Source organism: Marinomonas algarum, assembly GCF_020532605.1.
In the GTDB taxonomy this organism is placed as follows: Bacteria; Pseudomonadota; Gammaproteobacteria; order Pseudomonadales; family Marinomonadaceae; genus Marinomonas; species Marinomonas algarum.
Window position 1 is genome coordinate 1 of sequence record NZ_JAJATW010000006.1, and the last position, 25,510, is coordinate 25,510.

Here is a 25,510-nt window from a genome sequence, read left to right on the forward strand (position 1 = left end):
CGCACAACCGATCATTTTACTGCCTGTGTCCATACCAGCAGTCAGCTTTTGCTTATAGCCGGAGCTTCCACCCAGAAACTTAATGGTAAAGGGCGTCCGTTTAACCACCTTTGCATTGCCACGTTTCAGCAAAGACCTTGCTTTTTGCGGCTTGCATGGCATGAGTGGTTTACCACTCTTATTTAGTACAAACACGAACATAACGTGTTTCTCCTTCGAGTTATGCGTATCTGTCTGCTTGAGGCACAGGCAGAATCCGACTTCCTCTCGATCAGATAGTAAGGCTTTAGGTGAGGTTGACTGGCTATAACGCTTTAAGCCTGTTTACAGTGCCTCGACAGAGCAACGGACTGAGGTGGCATCCGAGGGTGTCTATCTCCAAACTATCGTCTACTCACATAAGATCCTCAGTGAGTGATCTGGTCAACTTGGCTTTTACAAGCCCGCTCCTTTAGGGGCGGCGTAATTGACCGTATATCTCAAATAACAGCACTTCTGCTTGCCTGTATTAAAAATTTAACTCAATACGTGGCTGGCTATTTTTACTCAAATCTACTTCTGGCGAGCAAACAAACACGCGTGATGAAGGAATATCATGGTTTACCAAGTATTCTTTCAGCGCATTGGCGCGCAATAAAGCCATGGCTTTACCGCGTTCTAAGGTGTCCGCGTCCACTTCTTTAGGCGGTGTTTCAAAGCCTAAATCTCGATAACTGGTAATGCCACAGGCTTTTAACTGGCTGTCCTTTTTGTCCTTCATCAAAGCACTGAGTTGCTCAATAAAAGGCGATTGTGCTTCGCCTAGTGTTACGCTTTCAGGATCAAAAATCAGCGGTTCAACGCGAATCTTTAACAACTGATCGCCAGCAAACTGCGCAATGGTAATTACATTGGCGTAAGGGATAAAGGTTTGCATCAAGTAGCTGCTTGAGGCGGAATAAAGGGCTTTACGTACAGGCAAAAGCAAAAAGTCTCGCCAACCAAACTCTGGGTTATCGATGTCACCAGAAAAGGGGATGTCTAAATCAATCACATTGTTGCTGTCTTTTAAAATGCCCACCGCAATATTCAGAGGAACCGCGCCAGCTTTGATAACAGAACTGCTCTCTTTACGCCCCCCCAATTCGAACTCTCTCAACACAATGTTTGAGTTACCGTTTAACACACCATCTTCTGCCTTAAGCTTCAAATCAAGATCAAGTTGTCCCGAGTCGATTTGATAGCCCAGCACACTGGAAATATAAGAAGAGAAGGGTGGCAGCTCGGCTTCACGAATCGCAAATTCGCTGTCGAGTGTCAATCTGTCGGCCAATGGCCAAAGGGTCAAATCGCCATTGAGCGTGGCGTATTTGTCATTGCGCGCCTGAAACGCGACAACGGTCGCCTGCTCTTTATCTTTGGTGTTGAGATTACGTACTGACAAGGTATCAATTTCCACCGAACGTTGCAGGATCGGCCGGATGCTACGATCTTGTAGAGCCACCTTAGATGCCCCAGTGGTGTCATAGGCATCCAGTATTATGTAGTAAGGCGTTGAAATTGCAGAGTCTTGCTCTGTTGTGGCGGTTTCTTCTGTGTCTTGTTCCTTTGCAACGTGCTCTTCTGAGGTTGTTTGCTCTGAAGAGATGTCTTCTGAAACCGGTGCTTCGGAAGAGACGAAAACCAAATTTTCCAGTTGTTTTTGTTCGTTGATTAGCGCCTGAATATCAAAAGAATCGATGGTCACCTGTTTGATCTCAGCACCTTCTTGATCGGCTGTGACGCCTGACACCGAAATATTACCAACGGTGGCTAATGGCGGCAGGCTTTCTTTTGACTCAGAAGCAACCAGTGACTCAGAAACCACAAGATCACGGATCGCTAATGCGCCTAGGGTGACATCAAAGTGGCTGTCTTGCTGAGCAAAGGTCACATCAGATACGCCGGCAGACGCCCAAGACGCAACGCGCTTTTCTGCGGTCAAAAAGGTATCCAGCCCTTGGCTGGCGAAGTTCAGTTTTTTGCCTTGAATGGCCGGCGCTTGTTCGCCTTGAATATCAACGGTTAGACGATCTCCGGTCAGTTCTACAAACGCTAGAGAAGCACGCTCTTGCTGGTTTTGGTCAGCGTACAGGTTCTCTATTTGAATCTCGAAAGCCGTGTTGTCGAGAAACATTGTCTCGCCTGCTTTTTGCGCAGACAGCGTGTTAGCAAGCGAAAAGGTAGTGTATCGAGCGGTATTATTGGCTTGTGTCACTTCAAGGTTTTGACTGTTTAACTGGGTTGTCACCGCCAATGTCAGATCTTGTGATTCCGCCATGGTCATGTCTAGCGCACTTAAATCGATTTCGGTGAAGGCGTTTTTAACGGATAACCCTTCCATCGAAAGGGCAAGGTCGTGGATATCAAAATGCGTGTTATCAATTTGAGCCGTCCATCGTGAATCGTCCTGTGTGGCATTAAATGGACTGTTGAGCGTCATTGAACCAAAAGAAACGTCCTGGTCGGCTTGTTGTAGTCGGGTCTTTTTCAATGAAAAATCGAGTTGTCCTGAAGCCGCGAGTGTTTCTTCCGATTGGTTTTGTTGCACATCAAACGGTGCGCCTATACTGATGTCGTCAAATGTTGCCTGTTGATCGGCCTGACGAACTGCAACCTGTTGTATCTGTAATGCCAGATCCCCGATGGCGCTGAGTACGGTATCGTTTTGCTCAACGGTGACAGGGGCTTTTAGGCTCAAAGAGCCGTACTCAAGGTTCTGGTCAGCTTGTGTAAAGGCAAATTGTGTTGAGCTTAAATCCAGCGTGGCTTCTGCGGATGTTTCGCCTGCTGAGCGTTTAAGGCGAAACGGTGCATCAAAAGACAAGGTTTCAAAGTGTGCTTTTTGCTCACCAAGCGATAGGGCGGTGAGGTCGGACTGAATGGCCAGTGTGCCGTGGGTGGTGAGGTCATGTTCAGACGCAAAAATAACCGACGGCACAGCCAATGATAAGTGAGTGGCTTTGGTGGTGACTTGCTCATTTGAGGCGATTGTTAGATCCAGGTTGCGGATGTGTGTGTCAACAGTGAGGTTTTTGGCCTCAAAGGTGGGGACATCGCCAGATTGATCCAGTAAAACATCGACATCAACAGCGAGATCCACTTCCCCTTGGCTTTGGTTAAAAGGCGCGGGAATAAAGTGCGCAAAATCACTGAGTAAAAGACGAGTGTCTTTTACTCTGATGTTGGCTTGGCTTTGCTCAGGGGAATAACCAAAAGTACTGTTTAGGGCGAACGTGGTGTTATTGACCATCAAGGAGAGGGCTACATCACCTTGCCAGTCAAGCGCTTGCCCCTTGATATCCGTTAGGCGTAACTCAGACAGAATGAGGGTATCCTGTTGCGCAGCTGCGGTTAAGTCAGGCTGCCGTGATAAGTTGACTTGGCTATTAGTAAAGGAAAATGCTGGTAGTTGGACTGTCCATGGTGCGCTGTCTGAGGCGTCATTTCCTGTCTCTTCTTCGACTTCTGCCGTTGCATCTGTATTGTACTGAGCGGTGTTGATGCCTGCTACTATCCAGTCGTTTTCCTGTTGAGTAACGTCCAGCGTGAGTCCTTTGATATTGGCTTCAGAAATACGCACTGTTTTGGTAAAAAGTGGCCAGAGTTCTACTTTAAATAAAGCCTGTTCCAGCGTAAAGGTCTCGTTGCCTGCCTTGGTCACGATAACGTCGCGGACATCGACTCTGGGCGGAAAGAAGTCGACGGATAAGGTGTCGATGGTAAGGGTTTGGTTTTGTTCTTCAAAATACGAGGTTAAAACGTGTTTGGCAACAAAGGGCGTGACAAACCAAGTGAGGGTGACGAGTCCGGTGACGGCAGATAAAGGGTAAAAAACAAAATGACGAAAGTGACGGCGCGTTATCATAAAAAGCCTTTTAAGTGATGGACGTGCAAATACAAATGAGTGTCTTTACTCTTTTGATGATGAATCATTGGCTAATCGTGTGTCGGAAGCAAGGTTTTCTGAACGTAATGGCATCCGCATTAAATAGGTGCTGACGCATAAGCCAATGATGACTAAGCCAACAGTTGCCCAAAAACGATGAACTAAAAAGATGGAGATGGCCATGCCTGCCCACATGAAAATAATGGCGCGATTGCGGGATTTACGAGGGATGCCATCGGAGGACTGCCAGTCCATGACAATGGGGCCAAAAAACTTATGGGCCAACAGCCATGCGTGAAAACGTTCTGATGATTTTGAAAAGCACCAAGCTGCTAGCAAGACCAAGGGCGTGGTGGGTAACAAAGGCAGAAAAATGCCAATGACGCCCGTAATTAAGGAAAGCCATCCTAAGAGTAAATAAAATATTCGCTTTCCGTTCATAAGTTGCCCGTGTCATATAAAACATTCGCGTGATGGCATGAGAATAGCACGCGAATGTGGTTAAGGTGTTACTGTCCTGAATGAAAAATTGCATCCATACTGTCTTCGGTCTCATCGGCAATCAATGGCCAGCCGCCTAAGCGTTTCCAGCGATTGACCATTTCACAAAACAGCTCAGCAGTTTTTTCGGTGTCGTATTTCGCAGAATGGGCTTCGGCGTTACTAAACGGAATAGATGCCGCTTCGCAGGCTTTGGCCAGTACAGTCTGGCCAAATACCAAACCCGCTAAGCTGGCGGTATCAAAGCTTGAAAAGGGGTGGAAAGGGTTGCGTTTAATGTCGGCACGTTCAATGGCAGCGTTTAAGAAACCATGGTCAAAAGCGGCATTGTGACCCACTAAAATGGCGCGTTTGCAACCGACAGATTTTAATTCTTTGCGCACCTTGGTAAAGAGCTGGGTAAGCGCGTCGCTTTCAGGAATGTCTTGTCTGTTTGGGTCAAATGGGTCGATACCGGTAAAGTCCAAAGCCGATTTTTCAAGGTTTGCACCTTCAAATGGCTTGATTAAAAACTCTAATGTTTCATAGATGTAGAAGTCGCCGTTTTCATCTACGCGAAGAATGCTGGCGGCCATTTCCAGTAAGGCGTCGGTTTTTTGATTAAAGCCTGCGGTTTCGACGTCGATAACAATAGGAAGAAAGCCGCGGAATCGGTCTTTGATTTCATGGTTTGACAAAAGAAGGTCCTTAATTCTGCCGTTAAAACAACAGTGACGGTGTATAATAAGGCGAAATCATAACACATTTGATAATGCTTGAACGAGATGTCTAAATGGGAATTACCCAACAACTTTTAATTCGTACGGTCTTTTTATTGTCGTCTTGTGTGCCCTTTGTTCAGGCTCATGGTATGACGCATTATCAGTCTGGTATTGCTGATTCTGAATGGTTGTTATCCGGCGATATTTTTTCATGCAGCTTGACTCATCCGGTGCCCCATTATGGTGAAGGACATTTTATTAAAGAAGCTGGTGAGCCGATGAAGTTTGTTCTGCAACCACAGAATGAAAAGCTTGGGCCGGGTCAAGTTTATATCATCTCCCAAGCACCCGACTGGTCGCCAGGTCTGCGCCCCGAGACGTTGGAAATTCTTCCTTACCCAGGTTATGGCTTAACGGTTGAGGTGGGTGGTAAAGTCGCCGAGCGTATGTTGACTAGCTTAGATCGAGGCCGTCATCCGGTAGTGGCGGGCACGGCATGGGAAAACAGTCGTGAAACAGTGGAAGTCAGTTTATCCAACATCAATTTTGCCCCCGCTTACAATGAGTTTCGCCGTTGTTTATCGACGTTATTGCCCGTGAATTACGATCAAATTGCCCGTACGGCGGCGCTGTTTACTACCAATGGCGTCGAGTTGACCGATCGTATTCGAGCGCGCTTAGATTTGGTGGCCCTGTACGTGTCGTCAGATCCGAGTGTAGGGTACATTTATATTGACGGTCATACGGATGTGATTGGCTCCCGTCGAGATAATCGAGAGCTGTCAAAAATACGGGCAGAAAAAGTCACCAGCTACTTATTAGACAAGGGCGTTCCAGCGGAAAAAATCATTTCTCGTTATCATGGTGAGCGTTATCCATCCACGACCAATAACACTGCAGACGGTCGAGAACGAAATCGACGGGTGACTATTCGACTGGAAAAAAACTCTTAACTGATAGTGTGTCACTCTAAGGTGTTCGCAGCGTTTGTATTTGCCTTGTTTCGCGGATTTATCTCGCTGAAAGAGGGCTTTTCGCTTGCTAAGCAAGAATCGAGATCTTACACTTAATCCCCTGTTTTTAATTATTGGCGCCGCCGTTTTACGGATTATGGGAGCGCTTACCCGTTGAGGAGAATAGAAATAATGTCTGACGTGAAGAAGGTAGTGCTTGCCTATTCTGGCGGCCTGGATACTTCAGTAATCGTGAAGTGGCTTCAAGAAGAGTATAACTGTGAGGTGGTGACGTTTACCGCTGATTTGGGTCAGGGTGAAGAGGTTGAACCAGCTCGCGCCAAAGCTCAAGCGTTGGGTATTAAGGAAATCTTTATCGAAGATCTGCGCGAAGAGTTTGTCCGCGATTTCGTTTTCCCAATGTTCCGTGCTAACACCATTTACGAAGGTGAGTACCTTTTAGGTACATCTATCGCGCGTCCTTTGATCGCAAAACGCTTGATTGAAATCGCTAATGAGACCGGCGCTGATGCCATTTCTCACGGTGCGACCGGTAAAGGTAACGACCAAGTACGTTTTGAGTTGGGTGCATACGCACTTAAGCCAGGCGTTAAAGTGATTGCTCCATGGCGTGAGTGGGACTTGACGTCTCGTGAAACCCTAATGGCATACTGTGAAGAGCATAAGATTCCGGTTGATTTCTCAACGAAGAAGAAAAAATCACCGTACTCTATGGACGCCAACCTACTGCACATTTCTTATGAAGGGGATCAGCTTGAAGATCCTTGGACGGAAGCAGAAGCGGATATGTGGCGTTGGTCCGTATCACCTGAAGAAGCACCAAATGAGCCAACGTATATCGAAATCGGTTACGAAAAAGGCGACCCAGTTTCTTTGAATGGCGAAGCACTGTCTCCAGCCACCATGCTAGAAACCTTAAACAAAATCGGTGGTGCCAACGGCATTGGTCGTGTGGACATCGTTGAAAACCGTTTCGTTGGTATGAAGGCGCGTGGTTGTTATGAAACACCGGGTGGCACCATCATGATGAAAGCGCACCGTGCTATCGAGTCAATCACACTTGACCGCGAAGCAGCGCATTTGAAAGACGAAATGATGCCACGTTACGCAAAAATCATTTACAACGGCTTCTGGTGGTCAGAAGAGCGTCGTATGATGCAAGCCTTGATCGACACATCGCAGACCTATGTGAACGGTACGGTTCGTCTTAAACTGTATAAAGGCAATGTAGAAGTGGTGGGTCGTCAGTCTGAAAATAGCCTGTTTGACAGCTCTATTGCAACGTTTGAAGACGATGCTGGTGCATACGATCAGAAAGATGCGGCGGGCTTCATTAAGCTAAATGCTCTACGCATGCGCATCGCTGCACAAAAAGGCCGTGGTTTTCTTGATAACGACAAATAAGTCGTTTTAACGTTTAATAATAGCCTTTCAAAAAGCGCCTCATTCTTGCAGAATGGAGGCGTTTTTTATTTTTGTACATTTGGTCAGCTATTTTGTGTTTTTAGCGAATACGCTGATTGTGAAGGAAAAGACTGATGACAATTTATAATGTTGGCTCGATAAACCTCGATCATGTGTACCAGCTTGACCACTTTGTTCGTCCTGGTGAGACCATGGCGTCAGACAGTTATCAATGTTTGCTCGGTGGCAAGGGGGCGAATCAATCGGTTGCATTAGCGAAAGCGGGGGCCGAGGTCAAGCATGTGGGCGCGATTCACCCGAGCAATCAAGCGGTGTTGGATCAACTGCAAGCGTTGGGCGTTGACACGTCATTAGTGGCTTTTTCGGACGTGGCGACAGGTCATGCGATCATTCAGCTGACGAAACAGGCAGAAAACTCGATTATTTTGTATCAAGGTGCCAATCATCAATTAACGGAATTACAAGTTGATGAGGTGTTGTCTCAAGCACAATCAGGCGACTGGGTGTTGCTGCAAAACGAGACCAATTTAATTGAGTACACCATGAGAAAGGCGCAGTCTTTAGGGGTGAAAGTGGCGTTTAATCCGGCCCCTATGGATGCAACTTTGACTCAAAAGGTACTGGGCTTGGTTGACTTGTTAATCGTGAATGAAGTGGAAGCCATGGACCTGATTGGCACCACGGACATTGAAACGACCCTTGCCGAATTTCCAAAAAAGTACCCTGATTTAGCGGTGATTATGACGCTGGGCAAAGCAGGCGTGTACTACTTTTATGGGGAGGAGGTGGTGTCTGTGAAGGCTTTTTCGGTCGACGCGGTGGACACAACCGGTGCCGGAGATACTTTTATTGGCTTTTGCCTGTCTGCATTGATGAAGGGGGAAGACATGACGCAAGCCATGACGCGTGCCTGTGCGGCATCGGCCATTTGTGTTACTCGCCTGGGTGCTGCCTCAGCTATCCCTACGCAACACGAAGTGACCGAATTTTTAGCGAACAATACTCAGTAAAACAGGCAGTTTTAAAAGGAATATTCTATGGCTCGTAAGATTATTATTGATACCGATCCCGGCATTGACGATGCGATGGCGATTTTATTCGCCTTTCAAGCACCACAACTGGAGGTGCTTGGGTTAACGACCACCTTTGGTAATGTGTCCGTTGAGTTAGCGACACAAAATGCCATTAAATTAACAGAGATTGCTAAGGTCACTGTTCCTGTTGCCAAAGGGGTGGCGATACCCAGCCAGATTGCACCGCGTCCGCACCCTGACTTTGTGCACGGTAAAGATGGTTTTGGCAATATCGATTTGCCAGCCCCTCAAGGTAAGGCCATAGAGAAAAGCGCCGCTCAGTTTATCGTTGATACGGTGCGTGAATTTCCCGGTGAAGTCACTCTTATTGCGCTTGGGCCTCTAGGCAATCTGGCAAAAGCATTGGAGCTTGATCCTGAGGTCGCGAATCTCGTCGACGAAGTGGTGCTCATGGGGGGAACCGCAATTGAATACGGTAACGTCTCACCCGTTGCTGAAGCCAACATTATGAACGACCCTCATGCAGCGGATAAGGTGTTTACCGCGCCTTGGCAGGTGACCATGATCGGACTTGATGTGACTCATCAAGTGCTGTTGGACAATGATATTCTCGGACGCATTAGACAAGCTAACCCTGAAGAGGGTGGTTTCTTGTTTGATTGCGCACAGTATTACATTGACTTCTACAGCAGTCGATTTGATATGAATGGCTGTTATTTCCACGATGCGTCAACGATTGCTTATGTTATGGACCCTAGTATTTTTGGTGTTGAACTGGGTGCGGTGCGTGTCGCGTGCGAAGGCATTGGCATTGGTCAGACGATCTTTGCGCCTCAGGGGATGACATTTCCAGAGCCTCATTGGAACGATGTGCCCATGACGCAGGTGTGTATGGAAGTGAACAGCGAAAAATTATTGAGCTTGTTTGAGACAACCCTGTCCTAAGTCGTTAGAATGCCTCCACCGAGACAAAGGCATGATTTTCCATGCCTTTTTTATTGATAAAGAGATCAGTATGAAATTATTAGTGAGAAATTTAGCCCGCAACACCACCGAAGAAGAATTGAAGGCATTGTTTGCTGCCCACGGTACTCTACAGTCTTGTAATTTGGTGATGGACAAGGAAACTGGCGAATCAAAAGGTTTTGCCTTTGTTGAAATGCCAAAAGTGGGTGACGCCAAGGCGGCAATCAAAGCATTGAATGGTCAGGAAATCGACGGCGCCAAAGTGCGTGTGAAAAAAGCGGAAGACACGGCAAGCCCAGAAGCCTAATCTTAAGTACGCTACTTATGTGCCTCAACAAAGGTGTTGATAAACGCCACATCCTTGTCTGAAATCGTATGGTAATTGAGTTTGATGTAATGTTTGTTGTGCTCATTAAAAACGTCTAACGTTGGATCACATAAGGCTTTAATGAGCGCTGTTTTGCCTTCATGGATGGCGTTCAGTTCAATTTTGACCATCTTAGATCCTTGCAACCCTGCGGCCGCTTCTACTTCGAGCATCTTGGTTGAAATGTGTGTGCAATGGATCGGCATCACCACACCATTGGTAAGATACAGGGAACCTGTCCAAAAACAGCGAACGTAGGGAACATGTGAATTCAGCACGAATACGATCCTTTAGAAGTGAAAATCTAAGTAGAGGCCAGATTTTGCAAGGATACGCGGTTGAATGCAAGTTTAGCGCTGTACTTAATGTCTCACAAGGTGTGGCTCATAAAGCCAACACCCTGTGAGACATTAAGTCGGAAACAAGGGCGTAGTTTATGTGTTTGAGCGCTTATTCTGTTTGCTTGATGGCCTCGCCCAACGCGTTAATCAAGCTGTCAATTTCAGCTGGCTCAGTGGTAAAGGGCGGTGCCAGTTGAATAGTATCGGCTCCATAACGCACATAGTAACCTTTGTCCCACATGGCCATGGCGATCTGAAATGGCCGTTTTGCGGGTTCGCCATCAATCGGTGCAATGCTGATCCCTGCGGCAAAACCAAAGTTACGAATGTCCGTGACCATACTGTCTGCTTCTTTTAGCTGGTGGACGCTGTCTCCCCACGCCGCACTCATGTTGTTGACTCGTTCAATAAGTCCTTGTCGTTTTATTTCCCCCAAAGACGCCAAACCTGCAGCACAGGCAATTGGATGTGCGGAATAGGTGTAGCCATGAGGGGCTTCTAAAAGGTAATCCGGTCCACCGTGTTCCATAAAGGTGTCGTAAATCTCTTGTTTAAACGCCACAGCCCCCATAGGAATAACGCCATTGGTGACTTGTTTCGCTGTGGTCATAATGTCGGGCGTGACACCGAAGGCTTCCGCGCCTGTTTTGGCGCCCATGCGACCAAACGCCGTAATAACCTCATCAAAAATGAGCAGAATATTGTGTTGGTCACAAATCTCCCTGAGACGCTGCAAATAGCCCTGTGGAGGCACGATAACACCCGCAGAGCCCGACATAGGTTCAACAATAACAGCGGCAATGTTTGAAGCGTCATGCATCATAATTAAGTTTAACAAGTCATCGGCGCGTTCTTTTCCTTGCTCTGCCATGCCTTTGGTAAATTCGGTGCCAGGCGCTTGAGTGTGAGGTAAGTGATACGATTCTAGCCCTTGACCGTATAGAGTTCGGTTAGCAGGAATGCCGCCAACACTGAAGCCCGAAATACTGGAGCCGTGGTAGCCTTTAGCACGACCGATGAATTTGGTTTTGGTGCCCATGCCTTTTTTACGCCAGTAAGCGCGAGCGATTTTTAGGGCGGTGTCGACAGATTCAGAGCCTGAACCCGTAAAAAAAATGCGATTTAAGCCCTCTGGCATGAATTCTGTAATTTGTTCTGCCAGCAGAAACGATTTTTCATGGCCATATTGAAAAGCAGGGGAATAGTCGAGGGTTTTAACTTGCTCTGCGACGGCTTCATTAATCGCAGGAACACTGTGTCCTAAACCACATGTCCATAAGCCCGATAAGCCGTCGAAAATTTTTCGACCGTCTAGGTCGGTGTAATATTTGCCAGAGGCGGCAGTGATGATCCGCGGGTCTTTTTTAAACTGGCGATTACCTGAGTAGGCCATCCAGTGGGCATCAAGTTGGGCTTGGGTTAAGCGGGATTTAGCAATATGACTCATGGCATCCTCTCTCAGGGCACGTAATAAATAGTGGGCAGTTAGGTTTAGGTCAGCAACAAACGCAATAGAAACAGAATGCCGAGGAGAGAAGGTTTAATAAATACTGGGCTATTTAATTATAGGTTGCTTTTTAGTTAACTTTATTGGCTCTGGTTTGTTGTCTTATCTGGCTGTTTTGTTTGACCGAAAGGGATTCATTTTTTCCTCTTTTGGCAATTCCTGCTATCCTTGGCGCTTTTACATTTAACGAGACAAAACCATGATAAATGACAAAGACATCATTGAAACATTAGAGGAATTAGAGACCTTTTTACGCTTGATTGAAACAGGTGCCTTGGGTCTTGATAACGTCGCTGGCGTTGCCTTGGCAACTAATAATGCTAATGGTCGTCCTTTTGTTGCGGTGTTAGACGACAGTCAACAGTTGGTTTTAGGTCGTTGGGTGAGTCAAGACGTGTATGAAAACGGCAAAGACATGGTTCGTTATGGCACGAAAAAGCCACATTAATAGAGACGACAACTCCTTAAATTTTTCATGGGTATTTTCACATTGATCATTCTGCCGCTTGTGTCTTTTTATTAGCAAGTGTCTATTTCCTAAGGTATTTTTTTAGAAATCATGCAAAAACCGTCACTGATGACCCGCGATAATCACCTTATTGCACAAAAGCAAGCTCAGCTCTCCAAACGTCAAAAAGACGGTTTGCCCTTTGACCGAACGCAAGCTGAGCTAAACAGTTTGATTAAAAAGTCTGAGACGCTCTACCAAACGCGTTTATCACGTCTGCCTAAGGTAACTTATGACGAAAGTTTACCTGTGGCGGCACGAGCAGATGAGATTATTCAGGCAATTCAAGACAACCAGGTGGTGATCATTGCCGGTGAGACAGGCTCGGGTAAAACCACCCAATTACCAAAAATGTGTCTGCAAGCCGGTCGCGGAATCGCTGGTGTTATCGGCCACACTCAACCAAGGCGTCTCGCGGCACGCAGTGTGGCAGAACGTATCAGTGATGAGTTGCAGGTAAAGTTAGGCGAACAGGTAGGGTTTCAGGTGCGTTTCAGTGATGAAAGTACCGAAGAAACGCTGATTAAGCTGATGACAGACGGTATTTTATTGGCTGAAATTCAACAAGATAAACGCCTTTACAAATACGATACTATCATTATAGATGAAGCCCATGAGCGCAGTTTAAACATCGACTTTTTGCTAGGCTATTTGAAACAGGTGCTTGCGGCACGACCAGATCTAAAAGTCATTGTGACCTCCGCCACCATTGATGTGGAACGTTTTTCCAAACATTTTAACGATGCACCCATCATCGAAGTGTCAGGTCGAACGTATCCTGTGGAAGTGCGTTATCAACCTCTACTCAGCAAATCTGAATCGGAAGAACTCGATGAAGATCAAAGTATGGAGCAAGGCATTCTCGATGCCGTTGAGCTGCTTATCGCTGAAGAGCGTCAGTCGGGCTACCGCGGTGCCGGTGATATTCTGGTGTTTTTGCCCGGTGAGCGGGAGATTCGTGAAACTGCCGAGTTATTACGTCGTGCTGAGCTTAGAGCCACAGAGGTGTTACCCTTGTATGCTCGGTTAAGTGCCAGTGAACAGCAGCGTATTTTCAAGTCTCACGGTGGACGTCGTATTGTGTTGTCGACCAACGTGGCAGAAACCTCGTTAACTGTACCGGGCATTCGTTATGTGATTGACCCTGGCTTGGCGCGTATCAGTCGTTACAGTGTGCGCTCAAAAGTTCAGCAGTTACCGATTGAAAAAATCAGTCAAGCCAGTGCGAATCAGCGCGCCGGGCGATGTGGTCGTGTGGCGGACGGTATCTGTATTCGCCTTTACGCCGAAGAAGATTTTGCACAACGTGCTGAGTTTACCGACCCAGAAATTTTTCGTACGAATTTGGCGTCGGTTATTCTTCAAATGGCTAATCTGAAACTAGGCGCAGTGGAAAAGTTTCCTTTTGTGGAAATGCCAGAAAAGCGCATGATCAACGACGGTTACCGTGCTTTGACGGAACTAGGGGCACTACGAAAAGACCGTTTGACGCCGATTGGTCGCCAGTTGGCTAAGTTGCCGATAGATCCTAAGTTAGGGCGTATCCTGATTGCGGCCGAGCAACACAGCGTGCTGAAAGAAGTGGCCATTATTGTCAGTGCGCTTTCTATTCCTGATCCTCGTGAACGTCCTCAAGATAAAAAAGCACAGTCGGATCAAGCCCATGCTGTCGATAAAGATGAAGACTCTGATTTTGCGGTGTTCTTAAATTTATGGGAGCGCTACGAAGCGCAACGTCAGGCGTTGTCACAAAATCATTTACGCCAATATTGCCGCAAGCAATTTTTGAATTTCATGCGCATGCGTGAATGGCGAGATATCCATCGCCAAATTATGATTGCCTGTAAACAGCTGGGTTTCAAAGAGGTGCAACATGAAGAGCGCCACTACGAAGCCATACATCGTGCGTTATTGGCGGGGTTGTTTACGCAAGTGGCGAATAAAATCGAAGACAGCAAAGAGATGCTAGGTTGTCGCTCTCGCAAGTTGTCTATTTTCCCGAGTTCCATGCTGTTTAAAAAGCCACCTCAGTGGATAATGGCAGCGGAGTTAGTAGAAACGAGTAAATTATACGCGAGAGTAACCGCGCGTATTGATCCTGCATGGATCGAAGAATACGCCGCGCCTTTCGTGAAACGCCAGTACTTTGATCCGCACTTTGAGCGTAATCAAGGGCGCATTATGGCCAGCGAACAGGTGTCTTTGTATGGGCTGGTGATAGTGGCGAAGCGGCGTGTTGATTACGGTCAGGTGAATCCCGAAGAAGCCCGCGAGATCTTTATTCGTTCTGGTTTGGTAGAAGGAGCGTTGCGCACCAAACAAGCGTTTTATCGTAAAAATAAAGCCCTGATTGAATCGCTGGAAACACAAGAAGCCAAGCTGAGAACCCGTGATATCTTAGTGGATGATGAGGCTGTTTTTGCCTTTTATCATTCGCGTTTGCCTGACACGGTTCGAAATCAAAAAAGCTTGGACTACTTTGTTAAAAAATCCCCTGATACCTTGTTAATGACCCGAGAGGATCTGATTAACCAAGACGTAAGTGTGGATGATCAGGCGTTTCCTGATTCTTTTGGGCTGAATGGTGTGGCCTTGCCCATTGATTACAAATTTGATCCAGGCAAAGAGTCGGATGGGGCCACATTAAAAGTCCCGGTGGGCTTGTTGCGCCAGTTAAGTTTGGAAGACCTTGGCTGGGCGGTGCCTGGCTTTATCAAAGAGCGTTGTGAGGCCTTACTGCGGGCTCTGCCAAAAGCATTACGACGTCGTTTTGTGCCGATCCCTCCCTTTGTTGAGCGTATTTATCCAAATCTATCTAAAGACAAAGGCGACTTACTGGAACAGCTAAGCTTGCAGATCAAGCGTGAAACCCTCATTGATATTCCGCTTAACGAGTGGAATGCGGAGAAACTGGATTCGCATTTAACCCTGAATCTGGAAGTGGTTGATGAACGAGGGAAAGTATTGGGTGTTGGCAAAAGCCTTGCTCAGTTACAAACTCAGTTCAGTGATCTAGTCGAAGAGAGTTTCGCCAAATTCGGTACCAAGCAACATGAGCAAGAAGGCTTAACGGTTTGGCCTGAGCAAAGTGTGCCGGAACGTCAAGAGATCAAACAAGCCGGCATTAAGGTCACGGCGTTTCCCGCCCTGCAATCGGAAGGGGAATCTGTTTCCCTAAAAATGTTCGATGATCAAAATACTGCCATTGAAACCCATCGCAAAGGGGTGATTACGTTGCTTAAGTTAACCTTAAGCAAAGAGGTGCGTTACCTTAAGAAAAATCTACCGCGTTTACGGGAGTCCATGTTGATCTTTTCCCCTTTGGGTCATAAGGATGTGTTGTTGGAAGATCTGTTGAATGCGATTCTAGATAAGGTGTTTCTGGATGGGCGGCCGTTACCACGGACCAAATCAGAATTTGAGCGGTGCGTTGTGAGTCATAAGACTGAGTTAGTCGGTGTCGCGAATGAGATGGCGACCCAGTTATATCGTGTTTTGTCTTCCTATCAAGGGGTGGCGAAAAAGATGAAGGGCAATATCCCTTTGCCTTGGACGCGGGTGTACGGTGACATTAAATTTCAGCTGGAGCAGTTAATCTACCCCGGCTTTATTGGTAAAACGCCTTTGTTTTGGTTGGGGCAGTTGCCTCGTTACTTTAAAGGCGTTGAGGTGCGTCTAGAGCGTTTTCAAAACCATTTAAACAAAGAAAACGCCTACGTTGCTCAATTAGAAGGTTTATGGCAAACCTATGCGCGTCAGCAAAAGGCCCATGATGAGAAGGCGCTGTATGATCCTGAGTTAACAAAATATCGTTGGATGTTAGAAGAGTACCGTATTTCCTTGTTTGCTCAATCTGTTGGCACATTAGAGCCCATTTCTGATAAGCGCCTTGCGAAACAATGGAATGAAGTGAAAAAACTGGTTTGATGAAGTCATGATAAAAAAGGTGAAATAAAATGAGTAAGGCATTGAGCGTTTGGTTTGTGAGTCTGGTGATGTTGTTTTCAACCGCCTCTATCGCTGCCACAGAAGAGGATCCTTGGGAGGGCTTTAATCGCTCTATGTTTACCTTTAACGATACCATTGACGGGGCCATTTTAAAGCCCATTGCAAAAGGTTATAAAGCCGTCACCCCCACGCCCGTGCAAAAAGGTGTCAGTAATTTCTTTTCGAATTTAGGCGAAGTCGGCAACATCACGAATAACTTGTTGCAGGGTAAGTGGGATCAGACAGCCTCATCGACGTTCCGCTTTTTGATTAACAGTACGGCGGGTTGGTTTGGTCTTTTTGATGTGGCTTCTGAACTTGGTCTTAAAGAGTACGACGAAGACTTTGGTCAAACCCTAGGACATTGGGGTATCTCCTCTGGGCCGTATTTGGTGCTGCCGTTTTTTGGGCCTTCTACGGTGCGTGATGGCTCTGGTTTGGTGGCCGAATACATTTCCATTGATGAAACAGAGATTCTGGATTTGGATAACAAAGAAGAGTTGGCCCTACTTGGACTGGATTTGGTTGAGACCCGTGCTCGTTATTTAAACGCCGAGAACATGATTGTGGGTGACCGCTACAGTTTTGTGCGTGATGTCTACCTGCAGACTCGTGCCTTTGAGGTCTACGATGGTAATGTGCCAAAAGAACCGTCAACACAAACCGACAGTTTTGGTGACGACAGCTGGGGAGAGTATGACGATAGCTGGGAAGAAGAGGACTCCAGCTGGGCGGAGTAGTATCGGCTTAATCTATTTTGATGCCTCACTTCATTGGGTGAAGTGAGGCCGTTTTGTGGTTAGGGTCTGCAGCAAGGCTAATACGGAGCAACTTTCCAGAGTCTGTCCCCAAGTACAGTATGCCACTTGAATCTTGAGCAATGGAACGCAAGCGTTCATTAAGATGCGCCAAATAACGCGCTTCTGACGTGTCACCATTGGCTTTTGTCTTGATTTTATTGAGGTGTCTTAAGGCCAGTGCGGTGGACAGAAAATCCCCGTTCCAATTCGAAAATAACATGCCTTTGTAACGAATCAAGCTACTGGGCGCAATGGATGGGATAAACACCTTCACAGGGTTATCAATGCCGTCTTTTTCTTCTCCTTCACCAATGTTTGTGTTGCCGCTGTATTCTTTGCCGTACGATACGATAGGCCAGCCATAATTTGCCCCTGGTCGAATCAGGTTAATTTCATCGCCACCACGAGGGCCGTGTTCATTTGACCATAAGGTGTGTGTGTCGTCGTCGTAGTACAAACCTTGTGGGTTACGGTGTCCATAGCTCCATATTTCATTGAGAATATTGGCGTGTGTAATAAACGGATTATTATTGGGTACGCTGCCATCGAGATTTAAGCGCACGATGCTGCCAGCATGATTGGTGAGGTTTTGTGCGTTGTCGCGAATGCCTCGATCGCCAATTGAAAAGAAAACATGGTTTTGGTTATCGAACGTAATGCGTCCGCCAAAGTGTCGAGTGGTGTTGCTTGCAGAGTCTGTGATCAGCAAGTCTTCCCATTGAGTTAAGGTGTTTTTGACCAGTTTGGCTCTAGCAAGGGTTGTTTTTGCGCCGAGCTGAGTGGGTTTGGTATAAGTGAAGTACAGCCACGCTTGCGTATCAAAACGGGGAGACAGTGCAACATCGAGTAAGCCACCTTGACCACGATCATCGACACTAGGCAAGCCAGACAAAGCCTGTTGTGTGCCGTCTAACAGGTTGACTCGATATGCGAGGCCGCTTTTTACTGTCACTATGGCTTCTTGGTCATTAAGTAAGGTGATGCCCCACGGTATGCCGTTAAACTGGGTGAGTTGAGTCACACTTAGTAAAGACGCTGTTTCTGTTGTGTGTGTTGGGTCTTGGGTGGTTGAGGGGAGCGGTGTTGAGGCGCTGACCTTTAGCGCCATGAGGCTCACTAAAAATACAATCCAAATTTTCATAATGCACCTTTTGCTTTGATCTCAAATTTGGACTCAGTATATACAACAGGATGAGAGTAAGTGGGCTTGTTCGGGTATTTCCTTCACAATTGCGGATTACTTGCCTAGTTGGACAGAGTGTTCAGAGTTCGTTGTGACCTCTTATGTATTGAGCGACTTGCTCTCGTTTACACTGGGTGCCCGTCAATTAATTCCACCAGCTTCATTTTGTCGACAATATTGAACTTTTTGCCACTAATGGCAATAAGGTTATTTTGGCTGAGCTTGGTGATGGAGCGACTGACGGTTTCTTCTGTTATGCCAAGATAATTACCAATGTCCCTTCGAGACATAGGCAACTTGAGGGTAGTAAAGGTGGAGGAGTGGCAGGATTGAATGTAGATATTGAATAAAAACGAGGCGACTTTCTTTTCTGATTGAGTTTTACCCAGTAAAGACAGTAGATTTTGGTTTTCGTGAATCTGTCGACTCATTAGTCTAAGCATGTTGTTTTGTAAGTTTGGGTGCTTATCGGTGAGCTTTTCAATGTCATTGAAGCGAATTCGAAACACACTAGAAGCTTCTAATGCTTTGGCTGAGACCGGGTAGCGACCGGTATCAATACCGCTGAAGCCAACAATATCGTCTTGATAGTAGAAGCAGGTGATTTTTTCTGTGCCAGAGTTAATTGTGGTAAAGGTCTTAATCGAACCGGAGAGAAGAATGTAAATGTAATGAAACTCATCGCACTCTTTAAAGACAAGGTCGCCCTTTTTGAGTTTGGTAATTTTGCCACTGTTCGTCATTGTGCTGGTGTCAATCAGATTACTGATGATCGACTTACGAAGGGCGTAAAGTGAACTATTAGGATTTTGCATCATAAAATTAGGTAGAAAGTAGTCAGGCTAATGGGTAAACAAATATTTGAAATACGCATGTCAGTTCAATCTATTCTGTGTTTGTTATAAGTTTATAGTATGCTTTTATGAACAAGTTTACAGTTAGCATGAATTATGCCACTTTAACATAAACCACTAAGTCATTGATATTTAATGATAAAAAATAAATTCTTTAGATTAACTTTGACTAATGTAGTCTAAATTGACATATTTGACCAAAATACACTGACAATATTGGCATTTCACTATGAATATTATTGCAACTGATGCACCTTCTTCTAAAGGGCTCGCCAACATGTTGGAGGGCTATGATTGCCCTGCGATTTTGGTGTCTGTCGACTATCAAATACTGGCTATTAACCAACATTATCGAAATGAGTTTGGCAATACACCTCTAGAACAAACGTCGCGTTGTTATGAGGTCTCGCACGATTACACCGTGCCTTGTGATGAGGCAGGGGAAGATTGTCCGTTATCCGCTGTCCTCCAAAGTGGTCACAAAGAGCGAGTGCTGCACATTCATCAAACGCCAAGGGGGAAGGAACACGTTGATGTCGAAATGTTGCCTATCTTTGATGACGAGGGAGAGTTGCTGTTTTTTGTCGAGCTGTTACGAACCATCTCGATGGCCAGTCCTGAAAATATTAATAACAAGCTGGTGGGCGCAAGTCGACGTTTTAATCAAATGCTTGAAAAGGTTACCCGGGTCAGTCAAAACGATGTGTCTGTTTTGCTGCTGGGTGAATCAGGCAGTGGAAAAGAGTTGGTGGCAACGGCGGTACATCAAGGCAGCCAGCGCAGTAAAGGGTCTTTGGTGACCTTGGAGTGCGCAGGTTTGACGGATTCTTTATTTGAAAGTGAGTTATTTGGTCACGTCAAAGGCTCCTTTACTGGGGCGAATAACAATCGCACGGGCCTGGTGGAGTTAGCGAATGGCGGCACCTTGTTTCTTGATGAAATCGGCGATGTGCCCCTTTCTATGCAGGTAAAGTTGTTGAGGCTGATTGAGACAGGGTCGTTTCGCCCTGTGGGGTCTTCTATTATTAAGCACAGTAATTTTAGACTGATCTGTGCCACCCACAAAAATTTATTTCAGATGGTGAAGTCGGGAGAGTTTCGTCAAGATCTCTATTATCGAATCAATGTATTTCCTATTTATGTGCCTTCCCTTCGAGAGCGACAAGAGGATTTGCCGCTTTTAATTATTGCGTTGTTAAAGCGAATCAGCGAGGGCAAGGAATATTACTTGACTGATTCGGCCCTTCAACTGTTAAGGCGTTATGACTTTCCCGGCAATATTCGTGAGTTAAGCAATATTTTGAATCGTGCGGTTATTTTATCCGATACCAACCTGATTGAGCCGAGTACCATCCAAGAATGCTTGGATATCGATCGTGAGTTAGGTCAATATAATGATAATAGTTTGCAAATAGACGATTCAGGGCTTGCATCAGGGCGATCTAATGGAACAGAATGGGTTGACTTGAAAACAGCCGAAAGTCGCTACCTGGCAGATCTAATGGCCTTTTATGAAGGCGATAAGGAGAAGGTAGCGAGTGTTGCTGGGATCAGTCTTCGTTCATTGTATCGAAAACTCGAATCTTAATAAGATTTCTTAATAAGTTCGATAGGCATGAATGGGTTGAACAAGATATTAGTCGAACCTAATATGTCTGCATTGAGCAAGCGTTGCTTGATGTCTTTTTTTTATTATCAAGGAGTACAGTAATGTCTTTACGTATTAATGATGTCGTTCCAAACCTAGAACTTGAAACAGACCTAGGCACTTTTAAACTACACGACTGGATCGGCGACAGCTGGGCGATTTTGTTCAGTCACCCAAAAGATTTTACACCCGTATGTACAACAGAATTTGGTGCTGTTGCACAGTTGTCTGCAGAGTGGGAAAAACGCGGCACAAAAGTAATTGGCCTATCTGTTGATGGCGTTGAAGAACACAAAGAGTGGAAATCAGACATCGAATCTTACTCTGGCGCAAAAGCCGGTTTCCCAATCATCGCTGATGATTCTCTAGAAGTCTCTAAAGCGCTAGACATGTTGCCAGCAGACGCTTACCTACCTGATGGCAGCACAGCAGCAGATTCAGCCAGTGTACGTGTTGTTTTCATCATCAGCCCAGACAAGAAACTGCAATTGTCTATGACGTACCCAATGTCAGTAGGTCGTAACTTTGCTGAAGTATTGCGTGCTCTTGATGCGCTACAAGCAAGCTACGGTGTGCCTGTTGCCATGCCAGCAAACTGGCAAGCAGGTCAAGATGTTATCGCGGCGTTGTCTTTGAATGATGAGCAAGCGAAAGAAAAATTCGGTGAAGTGAACACCGTATTGCCTTACCTACGTATGGTTAAATTACCAGCGTAAGTGGCAGTCTAGATAAAATAAAACCAGATATCGTATTCGGTATCTGGTTTTTTTTGCTTTATATTACGGGTTAAAGTGCTTTGTAAGCGTTTAGGCCGCCCGCAACGTATTTTGCGTTTTTGTAACCCATGTCAATCAGTGAGGCTGCCGACAAGGCACCACGGTTGTTGGCGTTGCAGTAACATAAAATTTCCGTATCCAAATCAGGGATTTTGTCCTCAACAATCATCTCCAACTTACCGCGACTGATGTTCATTGAACCGTCGATATGGTGTTTTGCGTGTTCGTCTGGATCACGAATGTCTAAGGCAATAGCACCATTAGCAATGCGTTCGTTGACGGTATCGGGCGCAATGCCTTCTGCTTTTGCTTGAGCGGCATCCGCCATGGCTTGGAATTTCTTTGTATATTGCATTGTAGTAAACCACTTATTAATTAAGGTTGGCCTAATATATTAAGGATGCTGGCTTTTTTCAAGCGCGGGTTGCGCATTAATACTCCTTCTGTCTCAATGTGTTAAAAGTAGAAGTGCACTTTGTTCGGCCTTTGCTCTATGATAGCAGGCTGATGTTTTTGAACTTAAATTGGAATAACTTGATTATGAACAGCACTCCTACTCACAAGCCAAGACCAATGGTTGACCTCATTGTCAGTGTGATTTTGCCTTCTTTTATTTTAATGAAGCTCAGTGGCGAAGAGTCATTAGGCGTCAGTGGTGGCCTATTATTAGCACTGGCTTTTCCCTTTGGTTGGGGCGTATTTGAGCTGATAAAATATAAGAAATTTAATTTTATCGCCTTGCTTGGTGTGATCAGTGTGTTTTTAACAGGCAGTATTGGCTTGTTTGAACTAGACAATAAATGGTTGGCAATCAAAGAGGCCTCTATTCCGGCCATTATTGGCATTGCCGTGTTTATATCGACGTTTACGCCTTACCCCTTGGTGCGCGCTTTATTTTTCAATGCATCCATCATGGATGTTGAGATGATCAAGCAGAAACTCGAAGAAAACCACACCACACAAGTGTTTGAAAAAAGGCTGATGACAGCGACCTATTTTATTACTGGGTCGTTTGCGTTTTCGGCCACAATGAACTACATCTTGGCGAAATGGTTGGTGACAAGCCCTGCTGGTACGGAGGCATTCAACGAAGAGTTAGGTCAAATGACGCTCTACAGTTACCCCATGATTGCGATCCCCTCTATGATTATGATGATGGCCATCTTCTTCTACCTACTGCGCAGTATCAAACAAGCAACGGGTCTCAAACTCGAAGATCTTATTATTAAAAAGTAATGGCGTTCGCTGCTTTTTCAAAAGCCTTTGGTTCGTATGCAAAGGCTTCAAGTCTTCAAGAAAGTGGCTTTTTTTGCTGTGCTATTCATCTTGTTGACGGCGCAAACTGATGCAATATAGATACATCCATGTTACAAAAACCGCTCGGTAAAACAGAAGAAAACTCAATGAAATCAAACGATACATTAGACAGACGTTTTAGTATTGCCCCTATGATGGATTGGACGACATCAGATTATCGGGTTTTTGCACGAACGCTGACCAAACGTACACTGCTCTACACTGAGATGGTGACGACGGGGGCCTTATTGCAAGGCAATCACCCTGAAAGATTTTTACGATATGATGAGTGTGAGCACCCCATTGCACTGCAATTGGGAGGGTCGGATGCTGCGGCGTTAGGGCAGTGCGCTAAAATGGCAGAGCAAGTCGGCTTCGACGAAGTAAATCTGAATGTTGGGTGTCCCAGTGATCGAGTGCAAAATAGCTTGATAGGTGCGTGCTTAATGGCGCATCCAGAGAAAGTCAAAGAGGCCATGCGTGCCATGCAGGATAATTGTTCGATCCCTGTCACCATCAAGCATCGCATTGGTTTAGACGATCAACAGGAATACGCCGTACTGCGAGATTTTGTGGGTGACATAGCTACCACAGGCGTCTCAACGTTTATCGTTCACGCTCGTAATGCTATTTTGGAAGGGCTTAGCCCAAAAGAGAATCGTGAAGTGCCACCTCTTAAATACCATTATGTGCAGCAATTAAAGAAAGACTTTCCTCACCTTGAAATCATTGTAAACGGTGGCATTAAGACAATTGAAGAGTGCAAAGCGCAACTTGAGCAGGTAGACGGCGTCATGGTGGGACGAGAGGCTTATCATAATCCATGGTTGCTGAGCCAAGTTGATACGGCGTTGTTTGGTGATCATGCTTTGGTGTCTGACCGTTATCAGGCATTAGAGGCTTTTGTGCCCTATGTGGAAAAAAAGTTGGAAGAGGGCGAGCGATTGCTTCATCTAACGCGCCATATTTTGGGTATCTTTCAAGGTGAGCCTGGCGGTAAGCAATTCCGTCGGTATTTGTCTGAAAATGGCCATAAAGCCGACGCAAAGATTAACGTACTATTAGAGGCCATCGACTTGGTCAAACATCATCAACACAAAGGAAAAGAGCAATGAGCAATAAGTTATCTCAATTAAAAGCGTTCACGACCATTGTGGCAGATACCGGTGACATCACCGCGATTAAAGATTTTTTACCTGAAGATACAACCACTAACCCTTCTTTGATGTTGAAAGCAGCCCAAATTCCTGAGTACGCTCCTTTTCTTGATCAAGCGGTCGCTTGGGCGAAAACACAAAGTGATGATAAAGCGCAGCAAATTGAAGATGCGAGTGATAAATTAGCTGTGATCGTCGGCACTGAGATTTTGAAGTACATTCCGGGTCGCATTTCAACAGAAGTCGATGCCCGTTTATCTTTTGACAAAGAGGCCACTTTGGCAAAAGCGCGTAAGCTTATTGCACTGTATGAAGACGCTGGTGTGTCTCGAGACCGTGTATTAATCAAAGCGGCGTCAACATGGGAAGGCATCAAAGCCGCTGAGACGTTGGAAAAAGAAGGCATTAATTGCAACCTCACCTTGTTATTTTCTTTTGCTCAGGCTCAGGCTTGTGCTGAGGCCGGTGTGTTTTTGATTTCGCCTTTTGTGGGCCGTATCCTCGATTGGTATAAAAAGTCTACTGGTCAGGAATACAGTGCAGAAACCGATCCTGGTGTTGTCTCTGTGACAGAAATTTATAATTATTACAAAACACACGGCTACAAAACGGTCGTGATGGGCGCCAGTTTCCGTAATATCGGAGAAATCGAGCAGCTTGCAGGCTGTGACCGTTTAACCATTAGTCCTGCGTTGTTGGACGAGTTGAAAAAAGACGAAGGTATATTAGAGCGTAAATTGTTGCCTGCGTCTGATATTAAAACCGCACCTAGTGCGATTACCGAAGCAGCATTCCGTTGGGCCATGAACGAAGATGCTATGGCAACAGAAAAGTTGTCTGAGGGTATTCGTAACTTTGCTGTGGACCAGGGTAAGTTAGAAGTGACGTTGGCGTCTATGTTATAGCCTTTAACCTCACAAGGCTTGATTTGATAAAACGCGGCCAATTGCCGCGTTTTTTGTTTGCTAAGGAAAACAACATGACTGAGTTTGATAAGATGCGCCGAGGTGAGCGGTTCAACAGCATTGATCTAGATTTGCGTTTACGGCGTGAGGCCGCACGCTTGGCATGCGCGAAATACAATGCGCACCCAAGTAAGGGCAATCTTCGCCATATTACTCGGTTGTTTGCCTCTTCTACGAATACCGTGATTGAACCTGGCTTTCAGTGCGATTACGGTACACAGATTTATTTAGGCGAACGGGTATACATTAACTTTCAATGTGTGTTTCTAGACAGTGCGGCTATTACGATCGGCAATGATGTTCTGATTGGACCGGGTGTTCACTTATACACGGTCGATCACCCGAGAGAGGCGAGTCAGAGAGCGTCAGGAGTCTGTGTCGCTCGCCCAATCGTTATCGGATCTGGTGTTTGGATTGGTGGCGGTGCAAAAGTGCTGCCAGGGGTAAGTGTCGGCGATAACGCAATTATTGGTGCGAATGCGGTGGTAAGACGCGATGTGGCAGAAAATGAACGCTATGTTGGAGGGTAAATAAATCAAAGCAACATCAGTGTCGCTGCTTTGATTAGAACACGTTTTTTAAAGGTTGATCACAACAGTTTGGGCATCAAGCT

Annotated in this window: 23 protein-coding genes; 14 read left to right on the forward strand and 9 right to left on the reverse strand. The window is 45.9% G+C overall.

Annotation, left to right across the window (positions count from 1 at the left end; all coding sequences use genetic code 11):
* The 4 genes from LG368_RS05085 to rnt form a co-directional block, all read right to left on the reverse strand.
* A partial coding sequence (locus LG368_RS05085; protein ID WP_226753655.1) for an RRXRR domain-containing protein occupies positions 1-201 on the reverse strand: 201 nt, incomplete at its 3' end.
* Between the two features lie 307 nt (positions 202-508).
* A complete protein-coding gene (locus tag LG368_RS05090) occupies positions 509-3,886 on the reverse strand; it encodes a DUF748 domain-containing protein (RefSeq protein WP_226753656.1) in 3,378 nt (1,125 codons plus the stop codon).
* Between the two features lie 45 nt (positions 3,887-3,931).
* A complete protein-coding gene (locus tag LG368_RS05095; RefSeq protein WP_226753657.1) occupies positions 3,932-4,348 on the reverse strand; it encodes a YbaN family protein in 417 nt (138 codons plus the stop codon).
* Between the two features lie 68 nt (positions 4,349-4,416).
* The gene (gene rnt, locus LG368_RS05100) at positions 4,417-5,085 is read right to left on the reverse strand and encodes a ribonuclease T (protein WP_226753658.1); all 669 of its coding nucleotides are present in this window, start codon (positions 5,083-5,085) and stop codon (positions 4,417-4,419) included.
* A 95-nt stretch (positions 5,086-5,180) separates the two neighbouring features.
* On the opposite strand from rnt, the gene LG368_RS05105 reads away from it, so the two are divergent.
* The 5 genes from LG368_RS05105 to LG368_RS05125 all read left to right on the forward strand — a co-directional run bounded on the left by LG368_RS05105 (position 5,181) and on the right by LG368_RS05125 (position 9,815).
* Complete coding sequence (locus tag LG368_RS05105) at positions 5,181-6,062, forward strand: flagellar protein MotY (protein WP_226753659.1); 882 nt, start codon at positions 5,181-5,183, stop codon at positions 6,060-6,062.
* Between the two features lie 192 nt (positions 6,063-6,254).
* Positions 6,255-7,487, forward strand: a complete 1,233-nt coding sequence (locus LG368_RS05110) for an argininosuccinate synthase (RefSeq protein ID WP_226753660.1) — start codon at positions 6,255-6,257, stop codon at positions 7,485-7,487.
* Between the two features lie 134 nt (positions 7,488-7,621).
* Positions 7,622-8,518 (forward strand): ribokinase, encoded by an 897-nt coding sequence (locus LG368_RS05115; protein ID WP_226753661.1) that lies wholly within the window; start codon positions 7,622-7,624, stop codon positions 8,516-8,518.
* Positions 8,519-8,545: 27 nt separating this feature from the next.
* Positions 8,546-9,487: a nucleoside hydrolase gene (locus LG368_RS05120; protein WP_226753662.1), complete on the forward strand. Its 942-nt coding sequence runs from the start codon at positions 8,546-8,548 to the stop codon at positions 9,485-9,487.
* A 70-nt stretch (positions 9,488-9,557) separates the two neighbouring features.
* Positions 9,558-9,815 (forward strand): RNA recognition motif domain-containing protein, encoded by a 258-nt coding sequence (locus LG368_RS05125; protein WP_226753663.1) that lies wholly within the window; start codon positions 9,558-9,560, stop codon positions 9,813-9,815.
* An 11-nt stretch (positions 9,816-9,826) separates the two neighbouring features.
* Here the strand turns inward: LG368_RS05125 and LG368_RS05130 are convergent, their stop codons facing one another.
* Positions 9,827-10,153 (reverse strand): hypothetical protein, encoded by a 327-nt coding sequence (locus tag LG368_RS05130; RefSeq protein WP_226753664.1) that lies wholly within the window; start codon positions 10,151-10,153, stop codon positions 9,827-9,829.
* A 172-nt stretch (positions 10,154-10,325) separates the two neighbouring features.
* Positions 10,326-11,663, reverse strand: a complete 1,338-nt coding sequence (gene aptA, locus LG368_RS05135) for an omega-aminotransferase AptA (protein WP_226753665.1) — start codon at positions 11,661-11,663, stop codon at positions 10,326-10,328.
* Between the two features lie 259 nt (positions 11,664-11,922).
* Here aptA and LG368_RS05140 point away from each other — a divergent pair, with 259 nt between their 5' ends.
* The 3 genes from LG368_RS05140 (at position 11,923) to LG368_RS05150 (ending at position 16,958) form a co-directional block, all read left to right on the forward strand.
* The gene (locus LG368_RS05140) at positions 11,923-12,171 is read left to right on the forward strand and encodes a hypothetical protein (RefSeq protein ID WP_226753666.1); all 249 of its coding nucleotides are present in this window, start codon (positions 11,923-11,925) and stop codon (positions 12,169-12,171) included.
* Positions 12,172-12,282: 111 nt separating this feature from the next.
* Positions 12,283-16,158 (forward strand): ATP-dependent RNA helicase HrpA, encoded by a 3,876-nt coding sequence (gene hrpA, locus LG368_RS05145; protein WP_226753667.1) that lies wholly within the window; start codon positions 12,283-12,285, stop codon positions 16,156-16,158.
* Between the two features lie 29 nt (positions 16,159-16,187).
* Entirely contained in the window at positions 16,188-16,958 is a 771-nt protein-coding gene (locus LG368_RS05150; RefSeq protein ID WP_226753668.1) for an MlaA family lipoprotein, read from the forward strand.
* Between the two features lie 25 nt (positions 16,959-16,983).
* On the opposite strand, the gene LG368_RS05155 is transcribed toward LG368_RS05150, so the two are convergent.
* Together LG368_RS05155 and LG368_RS05160 are read right to left on the reverse strand one after the other, a co-directional pair.
* Positions 16,984-18,159 carry a PQQ-dependent sugar dehydrogenase gene (locus LG368_RS05155; RefSeq protein WP_226753669.1) on the reverse strand — a complete coding sequence of 392 codons (1,176 nt, stop codon included), beginning with the start codon at positions 18,157-18,159 and terminating at the stop codon, positions 16,984-16,986.
* Positions 18,160-18,326: 167 nt separating this feature from the next.
* Positions 18,327-19,019 carry a cyclic nucleotide-binding domain-containing protein gene (locus tag LG368_RS05160; protein WP_226753670.1) on the reverse strand — a complete coding sequence of 231 codons (693 nt, stop codon included), beginning with the start codon at positions 19,017-19,019 and terminating at the stop codon, positions 18,327-18,329.
* Positions 19,020-19,284: 265 nt separating this feature from the next.
* On the opposite strand from LG368_RS05160, the gene LG368_RS05165 reads away from it, so the two are divergent.
* Entirely contained in the window at positions 19,285-20,643 is a 1,359-nt protein-coding gene (locus tag LG368_RS05165; protein WP_226753671.1) for a sigma-54 interaction domain-containing protein, read from the forward strand.
* 122 nt (positions 20,644-20,765) lie between these two features.
* Positions 20,766-21,419, forward strand: coding sequence for a peroxiredoxin (locus LG368_RS05170; RefSeq protein WP_226753082.1), 654 nt, complete (start codon positions 20,766-20,768; stop codon positions 21,417-21,419).
* Positions 21,420-21,489: 70 nt separating this feature from the next.
* Here the strand turns inward: LG368_RS05170 and LG368_RS05175 are convergent, their stop codons facing one another.
* The gene (locus LG368_RS05175; RefSeq protein ID WP_226753672.1) at positions 21,490-21,834 is read right to left on the reverse strand and encodes a rhodanese-like domain-containing protein; all 345 of its coding nucleotides are present in this window, start codon (positions 21,832-21,834) and stop codon (positions 21,490-21,492) included.
* A 185-nt stretch (positions 21,835-22,019) separates the two neighbouring features.
* Here LG368_RS05175 and LG368_RS05180 point away from each other — a divergent pair, with 185 nt between their 5' ends.
* The 4 genes from LG368_RS05180 (at position 22,020) to LG368_RS05195 (ending at position 25,427) form a co-directional block, all read left to right on the forward strand.
* The gene (locus LG368_RS05180; RefSeq protein WP_226753673.1) at positions 22,020-22,715 is read left to right on the forward strand and encodes a VC0807 family protein; all 696 of its coding nucleotides are present in this window, start codon (positions 22,020-22,022) and stop codon (positions 22,713-22,715) included.
* A gap of 167 nt (positions 22,716-22,882) precedes the next feature.
* Positions 22,883-23,890, forward strand: coding sequence for a tRNA dihydrouridine(20/20a) synthase DusA (gene dusA, locus LG368_RS05185; RefSeq protein ID WP_226753674.1), 1,008 nt, complete (start codon positions 22,883-22,885; stop codon positions 23,888-23,890).
* Positions 23,887-24,837 carry a transaldolase gene (gene tal, locus LG368_RS05190; RefSeq protein WP_226753675.1) on the forward strand — a complete coding sequence of 317 codons (951 nt, stop codon included), beginning with the start codon at positions 23,887-23,889 and terminating at the stop codon, positions 24,835-24,837. The genes dusA and tal overlap by 4 nt, the downstream gene beginning before the upstream one ends.
* A gap of 74 nt (positions 24,838-24,911) precedes the next feature.
* Positions 24,912-25,427 (forward strand): sugar O-acetyltransferase, encoded by a 516-nt coding sequence (locus tag LG368_RS05195; RefSeq protein ID WP_226753676.1) that lies wholly within the window; start codon positions 24,912-24,914, stop codon positions 25,425-25,427.
* The last annotated feature ends 83 nt before the right edge of the window (positions 25,428-25,510 follow it).

What these genes read in the sequence shown, in the direction of transcription:
- LG368_RS05090 (WP_226753656.1), bottom strand. Translation starts at nt 3,886, where the DNA reads ATGATAACGCGCCGTCACTTTCGTCATTTTGTTTTTTACCCTTTATCT.
- LG368_RS05095 (WP_226753657.1), bottom strand. Translation starts at nt 4,348, where the DNA reads ATGAACGGAAAGCGAATATTTTATTTACTCTTAGGATGGCTTTCCTTA.
- LG368_RS05105 (WP_226753659.1), top strand. Translation starts at nt 5,181, where the DNA reads ATGGGAATTACCCAACAACTTTTAATTCGTACGGTCTTTTTATTGTCG.
- LG368_RS05110 (WP_226753660.1), top strand. Translation starts at nt 6,255, where the DNA reads ATGTCTGACGTGAAGAAGGTAGTGCTTGCCTATTCTGGCGGCCTGGAT.
- LG368_RS05115 (WP_226753661.1), top strand. Translation starts at nt 7,622, where the DNA reads ATGACAATTTATAATGTTGGCTCGATAAACCTCGATCATGTGTACCAG.
- LG368_RS05120 (WP_226753662.1), top strand. Translation starts at nt 8,546, where the DNA reads ATGGCTCGTAAGATTATTATTGATACCGATCCCGGCATTGACGATGCG.
- LG368_RS05125 (WP_226753663.1), top strand. Translation starts at nt 9,558, where the DNA reads ATGAAATTATTAGTGAGAAATTTAGCCCGCAACACCACCGAAGAAGAA.
- aptA (WP_226753665.1), bottom strand. Translation starts at nt 11,663, where the DNA reads ATGAGTCATATTGCTAAATCCCGCTTAACCCAAGCCCAACTTGATGCC.
- LG368_RS05140 (WP_226753666.1), top strand. Translation starts at nt 11,923, where the DNA reads ATGATAAATGACAAAGACATCATTGAAACATTAGAGGAATTAGAGACC.
- hrpA (WP_226753667.1), top strand. Translation starts at nt 12,283, where the DNA reads ATGCAAAAACCGTCACTGATGACCCGCGATAATCACCTTATTGCACAA.
- LG368_RS05150 (WP_226753668.1), top strand. Translation starts at nt 16,188, where the DNA reads ATGAGTAAGGCATTGAGCGTTTGGTTTGTGAGTCTGGTGATGTTGTTT.
- LG368_RS05155 (WP_226753669.1), bottom strand. Translation starts at nt 18,159, where the DNA reads ATGAAAATTTGGATTGTATTTTTAGTGAGCCTCATGGCGCTAAAGGTC.
- LG368_RS05160 (WP_226753670.1), bottom strand. Translation starts at nt 19,019, where the DNA reads ATGATGCAAAATCCTAATAGTTCACTTTACGCCCTTCGTAAGTCGATC.
- LG368_RS05165 (WP_226753671.1), top strand. Translation starts at nt 19,285, where the DNA reads ATGAATATTATTGCAACTGATGCACCTTCTTCTAAAGGGCTCGCCAAC.
- LG368_RS05170 (WP_226753082.1), top strand. Translation starts at nt 20,766, where the DNA reads ATGTCTTTACGTATTAATGATGTCGTTCCAAACCTAGAACTTGAAACA.
- LG368_RS05175 (WP_226753672.1), bottom strand. Translation starts at nt 21,834, where the DNA reads ATGCAATATACAAAGAAATTCCAAGCCATGGCGGATGCCGCTCAAGCA.
- LG368_RS05180 (WP_226753673.1), top strand. Translation starts at nt 22,020, where the DNA reads ATGAACAGCACTCCTACTCACAAGCCAAGACCAATGGTTGACCTCATT.
- dusA (WP_226753674.1), top strand. Translation starts at nt 22,883, where the DNA reads ATGAAATCAAACGATACATTAGACAGACGTTTTAGTATTGCCCCTATG.
- tal (WP_226753675.1), top strand. Translation starts at nt 23,887, where the DNA reads ATGAGCAATAAGTTATCTCAATTAAAAGCGTTCACGACCATTGTGGCA.
- LG368_RS05195 (WP_226753676.1), top strand. Translation starts at nt 24,912, where the DNA reads ATGACTGAGTTTGATAAGATGCGCCGAGGTGAGCGGTTCAACAGCATT.